The sequence below is a fragment of the Streptomyces niger genome (assembly GCF_000718305.1).
Classification (GTDB): domain Bacteria; phylum Actinomycetota; class Actinomycetes; order Streptomycetales; family Streptomycetaceae; genus Streptomyces; species Streptomyces niger.
Genome location: NZ_JOFQ01000011.1, coordinates 282,276 through 300,978 on the forward strand (window position 1 = coordinate 282,276; position 18,703 = coordinate 300,978).

The 18,703-nt window shown below is 75.0% G+C and carries 17 protein-coding genes, 1 tRNA gene and 1 pseudogene; 11 read left to right on the forward strand and 8 right to left on the reverse strand.

The genetic code is table 11. The annotated features are described in order from the left end of the window. The first annotated feature begins 50 nt into the window (after positions 1 to 50). From IF20_RS22165 to IF20_RS22175, 3 genes are all read left to right on the forward strand, one after another. Positions 51 to 1,331, forward strand: a complete 1,281-nt coding sequence (locus IF20_RS22165; RefSeq protein WP_110944418.1) for a GlxA family transcriptional regulator — start codon at positions 51 to 53, stop codon at positions 1,329 to 1,331. 5 nt (positions 1,332 to 1,336) lie between these two features. Further along, positions 1,337 to 1,969 carry an oligoribonuclease gene (gene orn / locus IF20_RS22170; RefSeq protein WP_052867007.1) on the forward strand — a complete coding sequence of 211 codons (633 nt, stop codon included), beginning with the start codon at positions 1,337 to 1,339 and terminating at the stop codon, positions 1,967 to 1,969. 108 nt (positions 1,970 to 2,077) lie between these two features. Then, positions 2,078 to 2,153 (forward strand) — tRNA-His (locus tag IF20_RS22175). Between the two features lie 97 nt (positions 2,154 to 2,250). Here IF20_RS22175 and IF20_RS22180 read toward each other — a convergent pair. Continuing rightward, positions 2,251 to 2,901 (reverse strand): NAD(P)-dependent oxidoreductase, encoded by a 651-nt coding sequence (locus IF20_RS22180; RefSeq protein WP_052867008.1) that lies wholly within the window; start codon positions 2,899 to 2,901, stop codon positions 2,251 to 2,253. A gap of 112 nt (positions 2,902 to 3,013) precedes the next feature. On the opposite strand from IF20_RS22180, the gene IF20_RS22185 reads away from it, so the two are divergent. Then, a complete protein-coding gene (locus IF20_RS22185) occupies positions 3,014 to 3,904 on the forward strand; it encodes a helix-turn-helix transcriptional regulator (protein ID WP_052867009.1) in 891 nt (296 codons plus the stop codon). A 6-nt stretch (positions 3,905 to 3,910) separates the two neighbouring features. Here IF20_RS22185 and IF20_RS22190 read toward each other — a convergent pair whose 3' ends face one another. From IF20_RS22190 to IF20_RS22205, 4 genes and pseudogenes are all read right to left on the reverse strand, one after another. Further along, positions 3,911 to 4,948 carry a LacI family DNA-binding transcriptional regulator gene (locus IF20_RS22190; protein WP_052867010.1) on the reverse strand — a complete coding sequence of 346 codons (1,038 nt, stop codon included), beginning with the start codon at positions 4,946 to 4,948 and terminating at the stop codon, positions 3,911 to 3,913. A gap of 186 nt (positions 4,949 to 5,134) precedes the next feature. Further along, positions 5,135 to 6,025, reverse strand: a pseudogene (locus tag IF20_RS22195) (chitinase); the annotation flags it as partial. Between the two features lie 315 nt (positions 6,026 to 6,340). Beyond that, the gene (locus IF20_RS22200; protein ID WP_052867012.1) at positions 6,341 to 7,753 is read right to left on the reverse strand and encodes a sensor histidine kinase; all 1,413 of its coding nucleotides are present in this window, start codon (positions 7,751 to 7,753) and stop codon (positions 6,341 to 6,343) included. Between the two features lie 40 nt (positions 7,754 to 7,793). Further along, positions 7,794 to 8,486 carry a response regulator transcription factor gene (locus IF20_RS22205; RefSeq protein ID WP_052867013.1) on the reverse strand — a complete coding sequence of 231 codons (693 nt, stop codon included), beginning with the start codon at positions 8,484 to 8,486 and terminating at the stop codon, positions 7,794 to 7,796. Positions 8,487 to 8,651: 165 nt separating this feature from the next. Here IF20_RS22205 and IF20_RS22210 point away from each other — a divergent pair, with 165 nt between their 5' ends. After that, the gene (locus IF20_RS22210) at positions 8,652 to 9,218 is read left to right on the forward strand and encodes an RAD23 family protein (protein ID WP_052867162.1); all 567 of its coding nucleotides are present in this window, start codon (positions 8,652 to 8,654) and stop codon (positions 9,216 to 9,218) included. A 27-nt stretch (positions 9,219 to 9,245) separates the two neighbouring features. Here IF20_RS22210 and IF20_RS22215 read toward each other — a convergent pair whose 3' ends face one another. Both IF20_RS22215 and IF20_RS22220 read right to left on the reverse strand, forming a co-directional pair. Next, positions 9,246 to 10,106: a spermidine synthase gene (locus IF20_RS22215; protein ID WP_052867014.1), complete on the reverse strand. Its 861-nt coding sequence runs from the start codon at positions 10,104 to 10,106 to the stop codon at positions 9,246 to 9,248. A 55-nt stretch (positions 10,107 to 10,161) separates the two neighbouring features. Next, positions 10,162 to 10,602 carry a hypothetical protein gene (locus tag IF20_RS22220; RefSeq protein ID WP_407702538.1) on the reverse strand — a complete coding sequence of 147 codons (441 nt, stop codon included), beginning with the start codon at positions 10,600 to 10,602 and terminating at the stop codon, positions 10,162 to 10,164. A gap of 231 nt (positions 10,603 to 10,833) precedes the next feature. Between IF20_RS22220 and IF20_RS22225 the strand changes: the two genes are divergently transcribed. Further along, the gene (locus tag IF20_RS22225) at positions 10,834 to 12,258 is read left to right on the forward strand and encodes a hypothetical protein (RefSeq protein ID WP_052867015.1); all 1,425 of its coding nucleotides are present in this window, start codon (positions 10,834 to 10,836) and stop codon (positions 12,256 to 12,258) included. 26 nt (positions 12,259 to 12,284) lie between these two features. Here IF20_RS22225 and IF20_RS22230 read toward each other — a convergent pair whose 3' ends face one another. Continuing rightward, positions 12,285 to 12,878 (reverse strand): histidine phosphatase family protein, encoded by a 594-nt coding sequence (locus tag IF20_RS22230; RefSeq protein ID WP_052867164.1) that lies wholly within the window; start codon positions 12,876 to 12,878, stop codon positions 12,285 to 12,287. Positions 12,879 to 13,079: 201 nt separating this feature from the next. Between IF20_RS22230 and IF20_RS22235 the strand changes: the two genes are divergently transcribed. From IF20_RS22235 to IF20_RS22255, 5 genes are all read left to right on the forward strand, one after another. Beyond that, positions 13,080 to 14,018, forward strand: a complete 939-nt coding sequence (locus IF20_RS22235; RefSeq protein WP_052867016.1) for a phosphatase PAP2 family protein — start codon at positions 13,080 to 13,082, stop codon at positions 14,016 to 14,018. Next, positions 13,927 to 15,270 (forward strand): hypothetical protein, encoded by a 1,344-nt coding sequence (locus IF20_RS22240; protein ID WP_110944419.1) that lies wholly within the window; start codon positions 13,927 to 13,929, stop codon positions 15,268 to 15,270. The genes IF20_RS22235 and IF20_RS22240 overlap by 92 nt, the downstream gene beginning before the upstream one ends. Continuing rightward, entirely contained in the window at positions 15,261 to 16,850 is a 1,590-nt protein-coding gene (locus IF20_RS22245) for a hypothetical protein (protein ID WP_052867017.1), read from the forward strand. The genes IF20_RS22240 and IF20_RS22245 overlap by 10 nt, the downstream gene beginning before the upstream one ends. Further along, entirely contained in the window at positions 16,847 to 18,205 is a 1,359-nt protein-coding gene (locus IF20_RS22250; protein ID WP_052867018.1) for an AAA domain-containing protein, read from the forward strand. The genes IF20_RS22245 and IF20_RS22250 overlap by 4 nt, the downstream gene beginning before the upstream one ends. Positions 18,206 to 18,295: 90 nt before the next feature. Next, the gene (locus IF20_RS22255; protein ID WP_052867019.1) at positions 18,296 to 18,679 is read left to right on the forward strand and encodes a hypothetical protein; all 384 of its coding nucleotides are present in this window, start codon (positions 18,296 to 18,298) and stop codon (positions 18,677 to 18,679) included. Positions 18,680 to 18,703: the final 24 nt, after the last annotated feature.

The window sequence follows — 18,703 nt, forward strand, 5'->3', positions numbered from 1 at the left end:
GGAACAGTGCAGGACCGAGAGGGCGAGACGACCGAGGGGGGCTTAGTGCCATGAGCCAGGACTCCGCTGCCGTACCAGATGCCGCACGCAAGCTCGCCGCCCGACGACGCCGCGAAGTAGTCGCGGTGCTCCTCTTCAGTGGCGGCCCCATTTTCGAGAGCTCCATTCCGCTCTCAGTATTCGGCATCGACCGCCAGGACGCGGGCGTGCCGAGGTACCGCTTGCTTGTGTGCGCGGGCGAAGATGCGCCTTTGCGCACGACCGGCGGACTGGAGCTTTCCGCTCCATACGGACTGGAAGCGATCTCCAGGGCAGGTACCGTCGTGGTACCGGCCTGGCGTTCGATCACCCAGGCGCCACCACCAGCCGCGCTGGACGCACTCCGGCGCGCGCACGAAGAAGGGGCCCGCATCGTCGGGCTGTGCACGGGCGCGTTCGTGCTGGCGGCCGCAGGGCTGCTGGACGGCCGTCCGGCGACCACCCATTGGATGTACGCACCGACGCTCGCCAAGCGTTACCCGTCCGTCCATGTCGATCCCCGGGAACTGTTCGTGGACGACGGCGACGTTCTGACGTCGGCGGGCACGGCAGCGGGCATCGATCTGTGCCTCCACATAGTGCGGACCGACCACGGCGCCGACGCGGCCAACGCGCTCGCCCGCCGGCTGGTCGTGCCGCCCCGGCGCACCGCGTCGGAGCTGGGGCACCAGCGTTACCTCGACAGGTCATTACCTGAGGAGATCGGCGCCGACCCGCTGGCCGAGGTCGTCGCCTGGGCGCTGGAGCACCTCCACGAGCAGTTCGACGTGGAGACGCTCGCCGCGCGCGCTTACATGAGCCGCCGGACGTTCGACCGCCGGTTCCGCTCACTCACTGGGAGCGCTCCCCTGCAGTGGCTGATCACTCAGCGCGTACTGCAGGCGCAGCGGCTGCTGGAGACCTCCGACTACTCGGTGGACGAGGTGGCGGGCCGCTGCGGCTTCCGCTCCCCCGTAGCGCTGCGTGGTCACTTCCGGCGACAGCTGGGGTCCTCCCCCGCGGCCTACCGGGCGGCCTACCGCGCCCGGCGGCCACAGAACGGCGCCGCGGAACCACCAGGATCCGCGGGCCGGCCGGCCGACCGGCCGGAGCGCTTGGACCGCACGGGGACCCCGGTGGCCGAGCGCTTCGGGGCCCACGCACAGGTACCGGGTCAGGGCGGTCCACTCGGCGCGCACGAACCGGGTAAACCGGAGTCGGACACCTACGCGTCCCGGCTCGGGGAGCCCGCCGTCGGCCGATCCGCCGGACGCCCGGTGCTGCCCAGCCAGCGGGAGCGCCCCGTAGGGTGAGACGCATGAACGATCGCATGGTGTGGATCGACTGCGAGATGACGGGGCTCTCGCTGGCGAACGACGCGCTCATCGAGGTGGCCGCGCTGGTCACCGACTCGGAGCTGAACATCCTGGGCGAGGGGGTGGACATCGTGATCCGTCCCCCCGCCGAGGCCCTGGAGACCATGCCCGAGGTGGTGCGTGAGATGCACACCACCTCGGGACTGCTCGCGGAGCTGGCCGGCGGGACGACCCTCGCCGACGCCGAACGGCAGGTCATGGACTACATCAGGAGTCACGTACCGGAGCCGGGCAAGGCCCCGCTGTGCGGCAACTCCGTCGGCACCGACCGCGGTTTCCTGGCGCGCGACATGCCGGGCCTGGAGGACTACCTCCACTACCGGATCGTGGACGTGTCGTCGGTGAAGGAGCTGGCGCGGCGCTGGTACCCGAGGGCGTACTTCAACAGTCCGGAGAAGAACGGCAACCACCGGGCGCTCGCCGACATCCGTGAGTCGATCGCGGAGCTGCGGTACTACCGGGAGGCGGTCTTCGTGCCGCAGCCGGGGCCCGACTCCGACACCGCCAAGGCGATCGCCGCCAAGCACGTCCTGCCCGCGGAAACCCCCGCGGCGGAGCGCGCCGGCGGACAGTGACGCAGCTCGCTCCCGGGCAGGGGGGAATCCGGGAGCGAGCACCCCTTCGGACCCTGTACACTTTTCTTCAGCCGGTGGGGAACAAGACACCACACAGCACCGGTCATGGTGGGTATAGCTCAGCTGGTAGAGCACCTGGTTGTGGTCCAGGATGTCGCGGGTTCAAGTCCCGTTACTCACCCCAACGAGTGAGGGCCCCGGACGCTTTGGCGTCCGGGGCCCTCACTCGTTTTTCCCGTCCCGGGAGTGTTCCGGGAGTTCCGTCCCGGGAGTTCGGCCGGTCAGTAGCCGACCGTGAAGCGCTCGCCGATGTGGCGGGGCCGCTCGACCTCGTCCAGGAGGGCGACCGCGTAGTCCTCGGCGGAGATCCGGCTGCCGCCGTCCTCGCCGGCGACCAGGTCGTCGAGGGCGGTGCGGTAAGCACCCGTACGCTCACCGGGCTCGATCAGGGCCGCCGGGCTGAGGTTGGTCCAGCGCACGTCGGAGACGGTGCGGTAGAAGTCCAGCGCGTCGCCGTGCGCGTGCATGATCTGCAGCAGGAACTCCGGCAGCCCCTCCGCGTCCCAGACCTGCTTCCCGTCGGGCGTACGCAGCGAGCCGGCGCCGCCGACCGCGATCAGCCGCGGCGCGGCGTCGCCGAGCTTCCGGAGACCGGCCACCAGCGACTTGGCGGAGGGCTCGATGGTGGCGACGTGGCCCGGGCCGTCGCCGCCGCCGACCGCGCTGACCAGGACGTCCTGCCCCTCGGCGGCCGCGGCCACGGAGGCGGGGTCCAGGACGTCGCCGGTGGTCACGGTGAGCCGCGGGTGGGTCCTGGTGAGCTTCGCGGGGTCCCGGACGACCGCGGTGACCTCGTGGCCGCGTTCCAGGGCCTCGTCGAGGACGCGGCTGCCGATGGTGCCGTTGGCGCCGAAGAGGGCGATCTTGGACATGGAGGGTGCTCCTTCAATTGTTCCTGGGTTCCTGTTTCCGTCATCAGCAGCGCTGACTTCTTCTACGCTAGGGCGACAATCAGTACTTTCCGGGGTAGGCAGGGGACCAGTGATGGTGAAAAACCGACACGAGGACATCCCCGAGGTCGCCTTCTCGTCGCCGGCCGGGCGGCCGGCCGGCGTGGAGGTCATGACGCTCGCCGAGCTGCGCGCCCGCGCCGACGCCTGCGCGCTGGCCGTGCCGCACCGGCCCGGCTTCCACCACCTGCTCGCCCTCGATGCGGGACATCTCGCCCATACCGTCGACTTCCGCCCCTACACGCTGCGTGCCGGCGACTGGCTGTGGGTCCGGCCCGGTCAGGTCCAGCACTTCGGTGACCTGTCGGCGGCCGAGGGCGTCCTGGTGCTCTTCGAGTCCGGCTTCCTGGCCCCGGCCACGGCCGCCGCGGCCCGGCTGGAGGACTGGTACGGCCCGGCCGTGCGCCGACCGGACGAGGCCGCCGGGGCGGCGGCGCGGGCCGCCCTGGGCCATCTGCACCGCGAGTTCGGCGCGCTGTGCGGGCTGCCGCTGGAGGCGCACCTGGACGTGTTGCGGCACCTGCTCTCCGTCCTGGTGCTGCGCGCCGCGCACCTGGTGCGGAACCCGTCGGACGACGCCGCGGACTGCGCGGCGACCGCGACGTTCCTGCGGTTCCGGGACGCCGTGGAGCGGGACTTCGCGGCCAGCCGCCGGGTCGCCGACTACGCGCGGGCGCTGGGCTATTCACCCCGTACCCTCTCCCGCGCGACGGAGGCCGCCGCCGGGGTCGGGGCGAAGGAGTTCATCGACCGCCGGGTGGTGCTGGAGGCCAAGCGGCTGCTCGCGCACGGCGACCTGCCGGCGGCCCGGATCGCCCGCCGCCTCGGTTTCGAGGACGCGACGAACTTCAGCAAGTACTTCCTGCACCGGACGGGGAGCACACCGATCGCCTTCCGGGCAGGCGTGCGCGGCACCACCGCCTGACCGCCGTCAGGAGGACTCCCGTACCACCAGCTCCGTCGGCAGGACGTGCTGCGGGCGCTCCCGGGAGCGTTCGCCGAGCTCCTCAACCAGCACCCGCGCCATCGCCCGGCCCATCTCCTCGATCGGCTGCCGCACGCTGGTCAGCGGCGGGTCCAGGTGGCGGGCCACGGTCGAGTCGTCGAAGCCGACCAGCGCCACGTCCGCCGGCACCCGCCGCCCGCGCTCCCGCAGGACGGCCAGCGCGCCGGCCGCCATCACGTCCGAGGCCGCGAAGACCGCGTCCACGTCCGGGCGGCGGTCCAGCAGCGCGGCCATCGCCCGCCGCCCGCCCTCCTCGGTGAAGTCCGCCGGGACGATCAGCGCCTCGTCCGCGCCGTGCCCGGCGTCGGCCAGCGCTTCGCGGTAGCCGGCCAGCCGGCACTGCGCGGCGTACATGTCCGGCGGGCCGGCGATCGTGGCGATCACTCGCCGGCCGCGTTCCAGCAGGTGCCGGACGGCGGCCCGGGCCCCGCCGGCGTTGTCGGAGTCGACGTACGGCACGGTCTCCCGGGCCGACCGGCGACCGCTCAGGACCGCGGGCAGCTCCAGCCGGGACAGCAGGTCGGGCAGCGGGTCGTCCTGGCGCACGGAGACCAGCAGCACGCCGTCCACGCGGTGCGCGGTGAGGTATTGGCCCAGCCGCTCGCGCTCCTTCGGCGTACGGACCAGGATCAGCAGGAGTTGCAGGTCGGTGTCGGCGAGTCCGGCGCCGACGCCGCGGATGATGCCGGAGAAGTACGGCTCGGCGAACAGCCGGGTCTCCGGCTCGGGGATGACCAGCGCGACCGCGTCGGTCCGGTCGGCGGCCAGCGCGCGGGCCGCGCCGTGCGGCACGTATCCCAGCTCGGCGATGGCCCGCTCGACCGCGGCGCGGGTGCGCGGGCTCACCCGGGGCGAGCCGTTGACCACCCGGGACACGGTGCCGCGCCCGACGCCGGCCCGCGCCGCCACCTCTTCGAGGGTGGGGCGTCCGCCGCGCCGACCACCACGCCCTGCCGCTGCCATGGCTGCCTCCGGACTCCCGGCCGCGAATGTTTCCCGCCATTACACAGCGGAACGCGACGCAATGGCGGAAAGCGGCGTCAGGTCGGCGCGGTACTCCGTAAGCGGAGGAGCGGGGCGCAGCGGCCGTGGGGGGGGTGGGGATCCGCTGCGCCCCGCCGGTGTGGGGGGTGTGGGGGTGGTCCGGGGTCAGCCCTTGTACGCGCCGAGGGCCTTGGTGAAGTCCAGCGGCTGCTGGTCGATGGAGCTGCAGGTCGGCTGGGCCGTACCGGACGAGCCGCCCTCGCAGGCCTTGTCGCGGGTGCCGGACCACATCGACAGCCACGCGAGGTGCTTGGTGGCGGCGAAGTCCGCCAGCTCCTTGGCGTCGTCGAGGGTGAAGGTCTCGGTCGCCACGTCGTTGACGCCGATCATCGGGGTCACCGCGACCGCCTTCCAGGCGTCCGCTTCGCTCAGCCCGAGCGCGTCCTGGACCTGCTTCTGGGTGGCGGTGGCGGCCTGAATCGCGTACTTGCCCATGTCGCCGTCGTAGGAGGCGCCGTAGTCCATCGCCATGATGTTGACGGCGGAGACCTTGACGCCGTTCTTCTTGGCGTCGGCCAGCAGGTTGACGCCGTCCTGGGTCAGGCCTTCGGGCATGACCGGGAGGGTGAAGGAGACGTCCAGGTCGGGGTGGTCCTTCTGGAGCTTCGCGATGGCCTGGGCGCGGCGGGTGTTGGCGGCGGTGTCCGGCAGCGCGCCGCCCTCGATGTCGAAGTCGGCCTTCTTCAAGTCGTACGCGTCGACGACCTTGCCGTACGCGGCGGCCAGTTCGTCCACGGACGTGCAGGCGAGGCCCAGCTCCGACCCCGCGGCGCCGCCGAACGAGACGCGGACGTCGCCGCCTTGGGCGCGCAGCTTCGGTATCTGCTGGGCGACCGGGTCGCCGTCCAGGGCGCCGCTGCCGCCCCACTTGGGGTCGCAGCCGCCGCCGGAGGTGACGAAGGCGAGGTTGAAGGTCTTCACACCGGTCTTCTCCGCGGTGCCCACGAGGTCGTACGCGGGGCTGAGCGAGGTGTCGACGTACGGGGCGAACGCGCCGTCCGCCGCCGCCTGTTCGGCCGGCCCGGCCTTGCTCGCCTGGGCCGCGCCGGCGACGGCGAGCCCGCCGCCGACCGCGAGCGCCGCGGCGGCGCCGGCGCCGATCAGCTTGGCGGTGCGGCTCGTACGGCGGCGGTGTGCCGGAGAGTTCATCTGGTACCTGCCTGTCATGTCGTGGGGGGTGACGTGCTGTGGGGGGTGACGTGCCCTGGGGGGTGACGTCCCGCACGCTAGCGACCGGGAATCGGACAATCGGCAGGTAAGCCACGTCGTCCGGCGGACTTATGGCCCGCTTAAGGAACCGAAAGGGACCGGTTAAGCGCGGGCCCGGCGGGAGGCCGCGAGGGTGCGCCGGCGGAGTCGGCCGAGCCGGCGGCGGGCCCGGTGGCGGCGGCCCGTCCGCGCGCCGCGCCGGCCGTCCAGGGCGAGCCAGATGCGTACCTCGGTACCGCCCAGGACGGAGCGGCCGATGCGGACGTCGCCGCCGGTGGACTCCGCGAGCCGGCGGACGATGTCCAGGCCGAGCCCGGTCGAGCCGTCGCCGCCGTCGCCGTGGCCGCGGCGCAGGGCGGCGGCCGGGTCGGCGATGCCGGCGCCGGCGTCCGACACCAGCACGATCACCGCGTCCTCGGCGTTGTGCACGTCCACCGCGAAGGCGGTGCCCTCGGGGGTGTGCCGGAAGACGTTGCCGAGCAGCGCGTCCAGCGCGGCGGCCAGGTCGGGGCGCGCGACGGGGACGCGTACCGGCCGGTCCACGCCCGCGACCCGTACGGTGCGCCCCTCGTCCTCCGCGAGCGCCGACCAGAAGCCCATCCGCTCCCGGATCACCTCCGCGGCGTCGCACCCGGCCGCCGCCGCCACCTGCTGCGTCAGCGCCTGCTGCTCGCGCGCGGTCCGGATGATCTGGTCGACCTCCCGCTCCAGCTGGGCGACGGCGGCCCGGGTGTGCTCGGCGGCCGGGCCCTCGCCGAGCGAGGCCGCGTTCAGCCGCAGCACGGTCAGCGGGGTGCGGAGGCGGTGCGAGAGGTCTGCGGCCAGCTCGCGTTCGTTGGCCAGCAGTTGGACGACCTGGTCGGCCATGGAGTTGAAGGCCACGGCCGCCGACCGCAGCTCCTTCGGGCCGTCCTCCAGGACCCGTACGCCCAGCTTGCCGTCGCCGAGGTCGAGCGCGGCGCCCGCGAGCCGCTCGGCGGGCCGCACCATCCGCGTACCGAGCCGGTCGGCGACCGCGACCGACCCGACGACCAGGGCGAGCCCGACCCCGGCGAGCAGCACCCAGGAGGTCGCCACGCCGTTGGTCACCGCCTCCTCGGGGACGAAGACCTCGACGACGGCGGTGCCCGAGGCGACCGCGGTGGGCTGGAGGAGCGAGGAGCCGCCCCGGACGGTGGCCACGGAAGCGCGGCCGTACCGCGCGGCCCGCGCGACCTCCGAGGCCTTCGCCCGGCCCGCGCCGATCACCGCGGGCGCGCCGCTTCGGCCCGACGCCGGCACGTGCACGCCGAGCTGGCCGCCGGGCCCGGTCTCGGCGCTGGCGACGGCGCGGGCCAGCGCGGTGCGGTCGGTGGTGATGGCCAGTACGGGGCCGATGGCCGCGGCCTGCCGCTCGGCGTTGGCGAACGCCCGGTCCCGGGCCAGCTCCTTGACGACCAGGCCGAGGGGGACGGCGAAGGCGATCACCACCATGGCCGTGACGGCGAGGGCGACCTTGACCAGCGCCCACCTCATGCCGCCGGTCCCCCGCACGCGCCGGGTCTGTCCGCGGCGCTCACTGCGGGGGCTCCAGCTTGACGCCGACGCCGCGCAGGGTGTGCAGGTAGCGGGGGTGGGCGGCGGTCTCGCCGAGCTTGCGGCGCAGCCAGGACAGGTGGACGTCGATGGTCTGGTCGTCGCCGTAGGCCTGCTGCCACACCTCGGCGAGGAGTTCCCTGCGGGGCACGACCACGCCGGGCCGCCCGGCCAGGAAGGCCAGCAGGTCGAACTCGCGGCGGGTGAGGTCCAGCGGCCTGCCGTCCAGCTCGGCCGTGCGGCGCAGCGGGTCGACGGTCAGGCCGCCGACCCGGAGGGCCCGGGAGGGCGGCCCGCCGCTGGATCCCTGGGCGCGGGCCCGGCGCAGCACGGCGGCCATCCGCGCGGACAGGTGCGCCACGGAGAACGGCTTGGTGAGGTAGTCGTCCGCGCCGTCGTTGAGCAGCCGGACGATCTCGGCCTCGTCGTCGCGCGCCGTGGCGACGATCACGGGGACGTCGGTGATCCCGCGCAGCATCTTCAGCGCCTCGCGGCCGTCCAGGTCGGGCAGCCCGAGGTCCAGGACGACCACGTCGAAGCCGACCTGGGCCACTTCGCGCAGCGCCTCCAGGGCGGTGCCGACGCTGCGCACGGTGTGGGCGGCGTCGGACAGATGCCGGATGAGGGCCGAGCGGACGAACTGGTCGTCCTCGACCACGAGCACACGTGCCATGGGACGGCACCGTACGCCATTCGGGTGCGCTTCTTGACCGGCCATTGACGGTCACTGTCCGTTCCGTACGAAGTGCGGCCCGGTCCGGTACGCGGTGCGGCTCCGTTCCCGTACGAGCTCCGACTCGGCTCGTCCGCGGTGCCGGGGTGGGGCAGTATGGCCCGGGTGCGACGAGGACTGGTTCACGCGGCGGCCTGGACGCTGGCGACCGGGGCCGCGGTCACGCTGTCGTGGTTCGGCGTGCACACCGTGGTCTCCGGCACGGCGTACGACCCGCCGCGCGCGCTGCCGCTGTCCGACGATGCGCCCGGAGCGCAGACCGGTTCGGCGAGCGACGCCCCGCCCCGCGCGTCCTCCACCCACCGGCCCAAGCCCTCCGACACCCCCTCGCCCTCGCCCACCCGGAGGACCGCGCGGCCGGAAGCGCCGGTGACGCCGCCGCGCAGCACCGCGCCGAGCCGCGCCGCCACCACTCCGAGCGACCCCGCGCCGGACGGGGGCACCGGGACGGTCCGGAGCTACCGCACCGACGGCGGCCGGGTCGTGCTGGACGTGCGGTCCACGTACGCCGAACTGGTCTCGGCGACCCCCGGGCCCGGCTGGCAGATGCAGGTGTGGAGACAGGACGGCTGGCTCCGGGTCGACTTCACCCGCGGCCCCGACCGCTCTTCGGTGATCTGCGCCTGGAACGGCCACCCGCCGGTCGTCACGACGGACGACCACACCCGCTGACGGCCGCCGTCGCCCCTCGGGCCGGCCTCAGTCGAACGTGCCCGGCGGCGGCGCGGGCGAGGCGACCGCGGTGGCGTCCGTGACCGGCGCCGCGCCGCCGGCGAAGTCCCGCAGCGCGCGGCCGTGTTCCACCCGCCCGGACTCCGGGTCGGTCGCGGCCCGCCGGGTCAGCTCGGCGACCGGCAGCGCCCCGTCGGCGGCCAGCAGTACGGCGTTGCCGAAACGCTTGCCCCGCAGCACGGGCGGCGCCGCGGTCAGGCACAGCTCGCCGAAGACCGCGCCGACGGTGGCGATCTGGGCGCGAACGAAGGCCAGCGGCGGGCCGTCCGCGAGGTTGGCCGCGTACCAGCCGCCGGGAGCCAGCGCCCGCGCCGCCTCCGTGACGAACTCCGTGCTGGTCAGATGGGCGGGCGTACGGGCGCCGCCGAACACGTCGGCGATGATCAGGTCGGCCCAGCCGTCCGGGACCTTGGCGAGCCCGGCGCGGGCGTCCCCGCCGCGCACCTTGATACGCGCCCCGGAGTCCAGCGGCAGCTGCTCCCGGACGAACTGCACGAGGGGCGCGTCGATCTCCACGACCTGCTGCGTGGAGCGCGGGCGGGTCGCCGCGACGTACCGCGCCAAGGTGAGCGCGCCACCGCCGAGGTGCAGGACGCGCAGCGGCTTGCCGGCCGGGCCCGCGAGGTCGGCGACGTGGCCGAGCCGCCGCTGGTAGGCGAAGTCCAGGTACGCCGGGTCGTCGAGGTCGACGAAGGACTGCGGGGCGCCGTCGATCAGCAGCGTCCAGCCGCGCGGCCGGTCCCGGTCGGGCCGCAGCTCGGCCCGGCCGCCGGCCACCTCCGCCGTCACCGGCTCCGCCGCCGCCCGCGTCCGCCTGTTTCTCGCCATCCGGCCAGTATCCCCGGCATCCCCGGCGGGACCGGGGCGGGTCGGTGAGGCGCGCTCAGCGGCAGCGGTCGACGGCCTCGATCGTGCGGGCCGCCTCGCCGAGCGCGGCGCGCAGCACCCCGGGGTCGGTCGCCGCGGCGAACGCGCCGTCCGGGGGGACCAGCCAGCCCGTGCCCGCCACCGGCGGCTCGTCCGCGCCCCGCGGGCCGCGCCCCCGCCCGCCGGCGTACGTCTGGGTGCAGGCACTGCCGGGCAGGTCCCAGCCGGCGGCCGTGCCCGGCGGCACCAGGAATCCGAGGGTGTCGCACGCCCCGTCGTGCAGGACCGGGCCGACGCCGTCCCGCAGGCGGAGGATGTCCACCGCCTCCAGGCCCTGCCGGGCCGGCACCGTGACCAGGTCGAGGTCGTCGGGGGCCGCCGTCCCGGCGGCCCCCGACGACTCCGAAGCGGTCCCTGCGACACCGTTGTCCACGCTGTCCACGCCGGCTTCCAGCACGGGAAACCCCTCCTCATGACGCGCCGCTCCCTACACCTGGAGCAACGCGGAAGGGCGTCAACAGCAACGGCGTCGGAACGCTGTAAAGGATGGCACTTCATGGCGGATGGCGCGCGAGACACCCCTTTTGTCAACAAACTCTGCGTACCGCATCCGTCACGGACGGTACGGTCGTCCCGGCCGCGCCGCCAAGGTGCGGCGTCGCCGCACGGATGGCTGGAGAGGCCCGCCATGACGTCGCCCACAGATTCGTCGAAGCCGGTACGCGACGTGCTGCCGCGCCCGAACACCGCGTTCCGGCAGCTGCGGGGCCGGTTGTCGCCCGGTGAGTTCGCGGCCGCCGTGCGCCGGGCCGCCCGGGAGATCGGCGAGCAGGTCTCGTGCGACGCGCGCTACGTGGGGCGCGTCGAGGCCGGGGAGATCAAGTGTCCCAATTACGCCTACGAACGGGTCTTCCGGCACATGTTCCCCGGCCTCACACCGGCCGACATGGGGTTCGCGCCCCGCGAGTGGGTACGCGGGCGAGGGGCGCGACCGCGGACGGGCGCCGCACCTCCGGCAGCACCACCCGAGCACCGCGACCACACCACCGAGAGCTGCGAGGAGAGCGACGTGCTGCGTCGCGCGTTCATGACCGGCGGCCCGGCCGCCGCCCTGGGGTTCGCCGGACTGGCACCCCTGGGGTCCGTACCCGCCAGCCACGCCACGGCCGATGCCCTGCCGGGCGCCGCCCCTTCGAGAGGCGCCCGCCACGTGGGCGGGGCCGAGGCCGCCGCCGTGGAGGACGCGGTCCGCCGTATCCGGCTGCTGGACGACCGGCACGGCGCCGAGGGCATCTACCGGCGGGCGACCCAGCCGCTGCGTGCCGCGTACGCGCTCCTGGACGCCGGAGCGCAGCGCCAGTCGGTCACCGACCGGCTGCACGCGGGCGCCGGCGAACTGGCCATCTCCGTGGGCTGGCTGGCCCACGACTCGAGCCGCTTCGGGGACGCCCGTTCGCACTACGCGGAGGCGCTGGCCACCGCCCGGGTGGCGGGTGATCCGGCGCTGGAGGCGCACGCGTTCTGCAACACCGCGTTCCTCGCCCGGGACGCGGGGCGGCCGCGCGAGGCGGTCCGGGCGGCGCAGGCGGCCCAGCACGCCGCCAAGCACCTCTCCTCCCGCCGGCTGCTGTCCCTGCTGGCGCTGCGCGAGGCGGGCGGCTGGGCGGGGCTCGGCGACCGCGCGGGCTGCGAGGAGGCGCTGCTGCGGGCGCACCGGCTCTTCGCCCACGGCCCGTCCGACGCGGACCCGGAGTGGATGTCCTTCTACGGGGAGGCGGAGCTCGCCGGCCTGGAGGCGCAGTGCTGGTCGGCACTGGGCGAGCAGGAGCGCGCCGCGGAGCACGCGCGCCGCGCGGTCGCCCTGCAGGACCCGCACTTCACCCGGAACACCGCGCTGTACACCGCGGAACTCGCGGGGAATCTGGCGCACAGCGGCGCGCACGACGAGGCGGCAGCCGCCGGGCTGCGCGCCCTGGACCTGCTGGGCGAGGTCGGCTCGGCCCGCATCCGGACGATGCTGGCCGGTACGGCGCGGACCCTGCGTGCCCGGCGGCGCATCCCGACCGTCGCCGACTTCCTGGACCGGCAGGCCCTGGCGGCCCGGCCGGCCTGAGCGCCGGCCGGGCCGGCGGCGCGCGCTCAGCCCAGGTGGCCGGTGTCGTTCCAGCGCTCGATGGCCGGGGCCCCGTAGGCCCAGCCGAGCACCGACAGGGAGGTCGGTTCGAGGCGTACCCGGGCGCCGAAGGAGATGTCCTCGCCGAGCCAGCGGGCGCACAGCGAACGCAGGATGTGGCCGTGCGCGAAGAGCAGGACGTCGCGCTCGGCCGAGCGGGCCCACTCGATGACGCCGTCCACCCGCCGGACCACCTCGGCCAGCGTCTCGCCCTCGGGCACGCCGTCCCGCCAGATGAGCCAGTCGGGCCGGTCGGCCTTGATCTCGGCGGGCGTCAGGCCTTCGTACGCGCCGTAGTCGACCTCCTTGAGCGCGTCCCAGTCCGTCGCGCGGTCCCCGAAGCCGGCCAGTTCGCAGGTCTCTTTGGCGCGGATCAGCGGGCTGGTGCGCACCTCGACGTCCGGCAGCCCGTTCCAGGGCGCCCGGTGCAGCCGTTCGCCGAGCAGCTTGGCGCCGCGCCGCCCCTCGTCCAGGAGCGGGATGTCCGTGTGGCCGGTGTGCTTGCCGGACAGGGACCACTCCGTCTGCCCGTGCCGGGCCAGCAGGATGCGCGGTGCCATGGGATTACCTCTCACCGGGGCGAGCCCGCTCGCCGCGGCCTTGCTCTTGCGGCCGCCGGACGGGGCCGGCGGCGGTACGTCTTCCGTCCGTTCCATCATCGCGCATGCGTTCCAGGAGCCGCGCGGACCCCATAGGGAACGAACAGGACATACGACGTATGGTTGATCGCTGCTGACAGTGACTGACATGAAGGCTGAGAAGTGAGTACGTTCCGGGTGCACGCCGCACCGCACACCTCCGTAGCGCGCGGTACCCGGCCGCGCTGGTGGGCCGAGCTGCCGCTCCTCGCGCTCGTCTACGCCGCGTACTCCGCGGGGCGGCTGCTGGCCAGGGGCGACGTGTCCGCCGCCACCGGTCACGGGGTGCGGCTGCTGGACGCGGAGCAGCTCCTGCACATCGACTTCGAGCGGCCGCTGAACCGCCTCTTCTCGGGCACGCCTGTGGTCGGCATACCCGCCGCCTTCGTGTACGCGGCGCTGCACTATCTGGTCACGCCCGCGGTGCTCGTATGGCTGTGGCGCCGGCACCCCACCAGGTACCGCCTCATGCGGACGTGGCTGCTGCTCGCCACCACCATCGGCCTGGCCGGCTTCACCCTGCTGCCCACCTGCCCGCCCCGGCTGCTGGCCGCGGTGCACGGCTTCACCGACACGATGGCGGAGTACGCCGCGTACGGCTGGTGGGGCGGCGAGGCGAGCGCCCCACGAGGGCTGGGCGGGCTGACCAACCAGTACGCCGCGATGCCCAGCCTGCACGTCGGCTGGGCCCTGTGGTGCGGCGTCGCACTCTGGCTGTACGGCGGCTCGCGGCTCACGAAGGCGGCGGGCATGGCCTACCCGCTGCTCATCACGGTCGTGGTGCTGGGCACCGCCAACCACTATTTCCTGGACACCGTGGCCGGCAGCGCCGCGATGGTCCTCGGCCTGCTGCTCGCCCGCCCGGCGCTCCGGCTCACCGCCGCCGCGCGTGGCGTGATCGCCGCCCGTGCGAGCGGAGGTACGCCTGGTCCTCCCGCGAATGTCGGTGACGGATGCGAGACTTCCGCAGGTGAACGTTTTCCGCGACAGTCGGCCCGAGCCGGCAGCGGCACGCGAGGCGCGGCCGCGGCCGGCGACGGGGCTGCGCGCACGCCTGGCTGAGCTGCGCGGCCCCGGTGTACCGCCCCGCCCGATGGATGCCAGGGCGCTCGCCGCGCTGGCCGCCAACCCCGGCTGCCGGCGCCGCGCGCTGCTGGACGGCGCGGGCGTGGACAAGGCGGCGCTGGCCCGGGCGCTCGGCTCGCCGGCGCCCTTCGGTCAGTCCCGGTTCGCGATCGCGCGCGGCCATTCCTTCGAGGCGCGGGTCAAGGCCGACGGCGGCGCCGAGCTGGTCCGGCTGGCGCGGGAGCAGCTCGGTGGCGGGCCGGAGGACCCGGAGTCCGGCCCGGCGGCCACCCCCGACCTCTCGGCGGCCGGCCCGCAGGGGCGCGCCGCGCGGACCGCGCTGGCCCTCCGGGAGGCGGCGGCGCGCGGCGGCTGGACCTTCCTGGACCATCCGATGCTCGCCCTGGACGTGGCCGGTTCGCCGGCGTATCTGGAGCCGGACGCCGTGGTCGTCCACCCCGACGGCCTCTGGAGCGTCATCGAGATCAAGTCCTTCCCGATGATCGACGGGGCCGCCGACACGGCCAAGGTGGGCGCGGCGGCCCGCCAGTCCGCGGTGTACGCCCTCGCGCTGGAGCAGGTCGCCGAGCAGGTCGCGCGGCACGCCTCCGAGGACACCGCGGACGCCGGGCACTCGCCGCGGGTCGGCGAGCGGGCGCTGCTGGTGTGCCCGAAGGACTTCTCCAACCTCCCGGCCGCGGCCCCCGTCGACCTCCGCAAGCAGCTGGCCACGACCCGCCGCCAGCTCGGCCGGCTCACCCGGGTCGACGACCTGGCCGCCGCGCTCCCCGAGGGCACCACCTTCGACCTGCGGCTCGCGGACGACGGGAAGACCGCCACCCGGCCGGCCGAGGAGCTGACCGAGGCCGTGGAGTCGGTCGACGCGGCGTACGCACCGGAGTGCCTGGCCGCGTGCGAGCTGGCGTTCCACTGCCGGAGCCGGGCCCGCGAGGCCGGCCTCGTGGAGGCGCTGGGCCGCGGCGTCCGCGGCGAGCTGGGCGGCCTGCGCACGGTCGGCGAGGTCCTGGCGGCGGCCGCGGCCCCGGCGGACGACGGGCCGGCGCCGGCCGCTCCCGCGGACCCCGCCGCCGAGGCGCTGCGGCGCGCCGCGGCCCTGCGCGCGGAGGCGCTGGCCGCGGCCCTGCGCGCGGAGGCGCTGGCCGCGGCCCGGCCGGCGCCCTCCGTGCCCGCGCCGGCCCCGCCCCCGACGGCCGAGCGCGACGCGCGTGAGGAGGCGGAATGTCGCTGATCGACGTGCTGGCCAGGATGGAGGCCGTGGCCGCCGGGCGGGCCACGCCGCTGGCGACCGTACGCCACCGCCATCTCGCCGCCCGCCCTCTCGTGTTCGTTCCGCTGACGACCGCCGGCGAGACCGGTGCGCCGCTCGGCGCGCTGGTCGGCACCGACCGCGAGAAGCCGCTGCTGCTGACGGTTCCACAGCCCCGCGACCGCGACCTCCGCTTCGCGTTCTTCGCCGAGCTGGCCGACGCGGTCCTCCCGTACGTGGACTCCTTCGCCGACGACGTCGAGCCCGCCGAGCGCAAGGAGACCGACCCGGAGACCGGCAAGCGGGTCACGGTCGAGACCGAGCTGTGCGCCGAGGCGCCGCAGATGCTCGTACCGAGCGCGGCGGGCGTGGAGTTCGTACGGCTGCTGGGCCGGTCCATGCGGTTCCGGCGGACCGCCGAGCAGGACCCGGACACCCCGTATCCGGCACCGCCGCGCGTCCCGCTGCTCGGCCGCTGGCTCACGCATCTCGGCGAGCGCGCCCGGGTGCCGGGGTCGAGCCTGCTGCTGCCGATGACCGGCCTGCTCTCCCGGCACTGGGCGACCGGCCAGAGCTCGGCCGAGGACCAGCATCTGGGGGCGTTGCTGGCCTGGATCGATCCACCCGAGGGCGAGTCGGGGCAGGACGCCGCGCTCCGTGCCGAGACCGCCAGGGACGCGGCCGGGCAGCTGCGGTGCCCGCCGGCCGGGCCCGCGACGGACCCGGCGTTCGACAACGGCCTGCTGGCGCCGGCGATCGCACGGTACGACGCCGGGCTGCCGGGCGCACGCGAGGAGTTCGACGCGCTGGTGGCGGGCGTGCTGCGGCCGACCTGGGACGCGGTGTGGCGCGCCGTCGACCTGCTGCGTGCGCTGCCCGAAGGGTCCCGGGTGCCCGACCGCTGGCGGCGGGACCGCTGGTCCTACACCGCGCACCGGGACCGGGTGCGGGCCGGCGAACCGCCGCAGCCCCGGCTGGACGACGCGGTCACCGCCGCGCAGAAGCTCGCGTCGCGGGAGACCGCGCAGGCCCAGCTGGACGCCCAGGAGGCGCTGGACGACCCGCTGGTGATGGCCGGGCGGCGGCTGACCGGCGAGGCCATGGAGGGCGAGGTGACCGAGGTCGAGATGGCGATGTCCGAGGGCAAGCGGCCGATGCCCCGGCCGCTGGTCACGCTGCGCACGGGCGACCGGCCCCAGCTGGAGGAGCGGGCGAAGCTGTACCGCCCGCTGGACGGCGGCAGGACGCAGACCGCGGAGTTCGTGGCGTACGTGCCGGAGCAGCCGGGCACTCTGGTGGTGCGGCTGACCGGCGGCATGGGGCGCGGGAAGACGCCGGAGCCCGGCTCGGTGCCGGCGAAAGGCGACCGGGTGTGCTGGACGCTCTTCGAGCACGCGCCGCGCGGCGGTCCGGAGCTGCCCGCCCCGGAGGACACGCCCTGGACGCACGGCGGGCCGCCACCCGGCAGCGGTGCCGGTGGTGCCGCTCCCGCGCAGACCGCCCTGCCCGCCCCCGCACCGCTCCCCGACCCCGACCCCGTGACCGCTGAGGACTTCCTGTGAGCCCTGGCATCCCCGCGCCGGACCGTACCGCCTTCGATCCCGGCGCGGCGGCGACCGCCGCGACCGAGGCGATCCTCCGCGACACGCTGCACGGCGACCGGCGCGGCGTGGTCGTCGACTCGCCGCCGGGCGCGGGCAAGTCGACGCTCGTGGTGCGCGCCGCGCGTGAACTGGCCGCCGCCGGGCGCCCGTTGATGATCGTCGCGCAGACCAACGCGCAGGTCGACGACCTCGTGCTGCGGCTGGCCGAGAAGGACCCGGAGCTGCCCGTCGGCCGACTGCACAGCAGCGAGCCCGGCGCCTACGACCCGGCGCTGGAGGAGGTGCCCTCGGTCCGTACGGCCGCGAAGGTCGCCGACCTCAAGGGCCTTCCGATCGTCGTCGCGACGGCCGCCAAGTGGGCCTACACGAAGGTGGACGAGCCCTGGCCGCACGCCATCGTGGACGAGGCGTACCAGATGCGGTCCGACGCGCTGCTCACTGTGGCGGGGCTGTTCGAGCGTGCCCTGTTCGTCGGCGACCCGGGCCAGCTGGACCCGTTCAGCGTGGTGGGCGCCGACCAGTGGGCGGGCCTGTCGTACGACCCGTCGGCGAGCGCGGTCTCGACCCTCCTCGCGCACAATCCGGACCTGCCGCAGCACCGCCTCCCGGTGTCCTGGCGGCTGCCCGCCTCGGCCGCGCCCCTGGTGTCGCACGCCTTCTACCCGTACACCCCGTTCCGCAGCGGGACCGGCTACGGCGACCGGCGGCTGACGCTGGGCGTACCGTCGGACGGCTCGGCGGTGGACCGGGTGGTGGACGAGGCGGCGGAGACCGGCTGGGGCCTGCTCGAACTGCCCGACCGGCGTACGCCCCGTACGGACCCGGAGGCCGTGCACGCCGTGGCCCTGGTGGTGCGGCGCCTGCTGGACCGCGGCGGCGCGACGGTCAGCGAGCGGGGGCCCGACCCGGCGCCGCTGACGGCCGACCGGATCGCGGTCGGCACCGCCCACCGGGACCAGGCGGCGGCGGTGCGCGCCGCGCTGGCCGGGCTGGGCGTCACGGGCGTGGCGGTGGACACGGCGAACCGCCTGCAGGGGCGGGAGTTCGACGTCACGGTCGTCCTGCACCCGCTGTCCGGACGGCCGGACGCCACCGCCTTCCACCTGGAGACGGGCCGGCTGTGCGTGCTGGCCTCGCGCCACCGCCACGCGTGCATCGTGGTGTGCCGGGAGGGCGTGGCGCAGCTGCTGGACGAGCACCCGTCCACGGAACCGGTGCAGCTCGGGGTCACGGTGAAATTCCCGGACGGCTGGGAGGCGAACCATGCGGTGCTGGCGCATCTGGCGGAGCACCGCGTGCCGTGGCGGCCGTAGTGGTGCCGTCCCGGGCGTACGGCCGCTGCCAGGGCGTACTTGCGGAGCGCGGGACAATGGGACGCGGCAGACGATTCTGGAGGTAGGTACATGTCCGAGCCGCAGTCGGCTCCCGACCCGCGCGGTGCGGCCGCCGCGCCCCGGCGGCTGAAACCCGCGCCGCTGCTGTTCGAACCGCCCGAGGCCGCGGCCGACCCCGAGCACTTCTTCGACCTGGAGTCGATAGAGGACCCCCGCGAGCTGCTGTCCCGCTCCACGGAGCTGGCGCTGGCCTTCCGCGCGGCGGCCGACCGGGCGACGGAGTTCCAGGCGATGGCGGCGGCGCAGCTGGCCGACCCGCGGCGGTTCGACCGGCTGACCTTGGCGGTGCTCGCCGAGCGGGCCGACTGGACCGAGGACTACGCACGGAAGATGGTGGAGTTCGGCCGGTCCCTGATGCGGGAGGGCGGCGCCCGCCCGGACGAGGCCGGGTAGCCGGTACGGCGCGGGACACCACCG

What these genes read in the sequence shown, in the direction of transcription:
- IF20_RS22165 (WP_110944418.1), top strand. Translation starts at nt 51, where the DNA reads ATGAGCCAGGACTCCGCTGCCGTACCAGATGCCGCACGCAAGCTCGCC.
- orn (WP_052867007.1), top strand. Translation starts at nt 1,337, where the DNA reads ATGAACGATCGCATGGTGTGGATCGACTGCGAGATGACGGGGCTCTCG.
- IF20_RS22180 (WP_052867008.1), bottom strand. Translation starts at nt 2,901, where the DNA reads ATGTCCAAGATCGCCCTCTTCGGCGCCAACGGCACCATCGGCAGCCGC.
- IF20_RS22185 (WP_052867009.1), top strand. Translation starts at nt 3,014, where the DNA reads ATGGTGAAAAACCGACACGAGGACATCCCCGAGGTCGCCTTCTCGTCG.
- IF20_RS22190 (WP_052867010.1), bottom strand. Translation starts at nt 4,948, where the DNA reads ATGGCAGCGGCAGGGCGTGGTGGTCGGCGCGGCGGACGCCCCACCCTC.
- IF20_RS22200 (WP_052867012.1), bottom strand. Translation starts at nt 7,753, where the DNA reads ATGAGGTGGGCGCTGGTCAAGGTCGCCCTCGCCGTCACGGCCATGGTG.
- IF20_RS22205 (WP_052867013.1), bottom strand. Translation starts at nt 8,486, where the DNA reads ATGGCACGTGTGCTCGTGGTCGAGGACGACCAGTTCGTCCGCTCGGCC.
- IF20_RS22215 (WP_052867014.1), bottom strand. Translation starts at nt 10,106, where the DNA reads ATGGCGAGAAACAGGCGGACGCGGGCGGCGGCGGAGCCGGTGACGGCG.
- IF20_RS22225 (WP_052867015.1), top strand. Translation starts at nt 10,834, where the DNA reads ATGACGTCGCCCACAGATTCGTCGAAGCCGGTACGCGACGTGCTGCCG.
- IF20_RS22230 (WP_052867164.1), bottom strand. Translation starts at nt 12,878, where the DNA reads ATGGCACCGCGCATCCTGCTGGCCCGGCACGGGCAGACGGAGTGGTCC.
- IF20_RS22245 (WP_052867017.1), top strand. Translation starts at nt 15,261, where the DNA reads ATGTCGCTGATCGACGTGCTGGCCAGGATGGAGGCCGTGGCCGCCGGG.
- IF20_RS22255 (WP_052867019.1), top strand. Translation starts at nt 18,296, where the DNA reads ATGTCCGAGCCGCAGTCGGCTCCCGACCCGCGCGGTGCGGCCGCCGCG.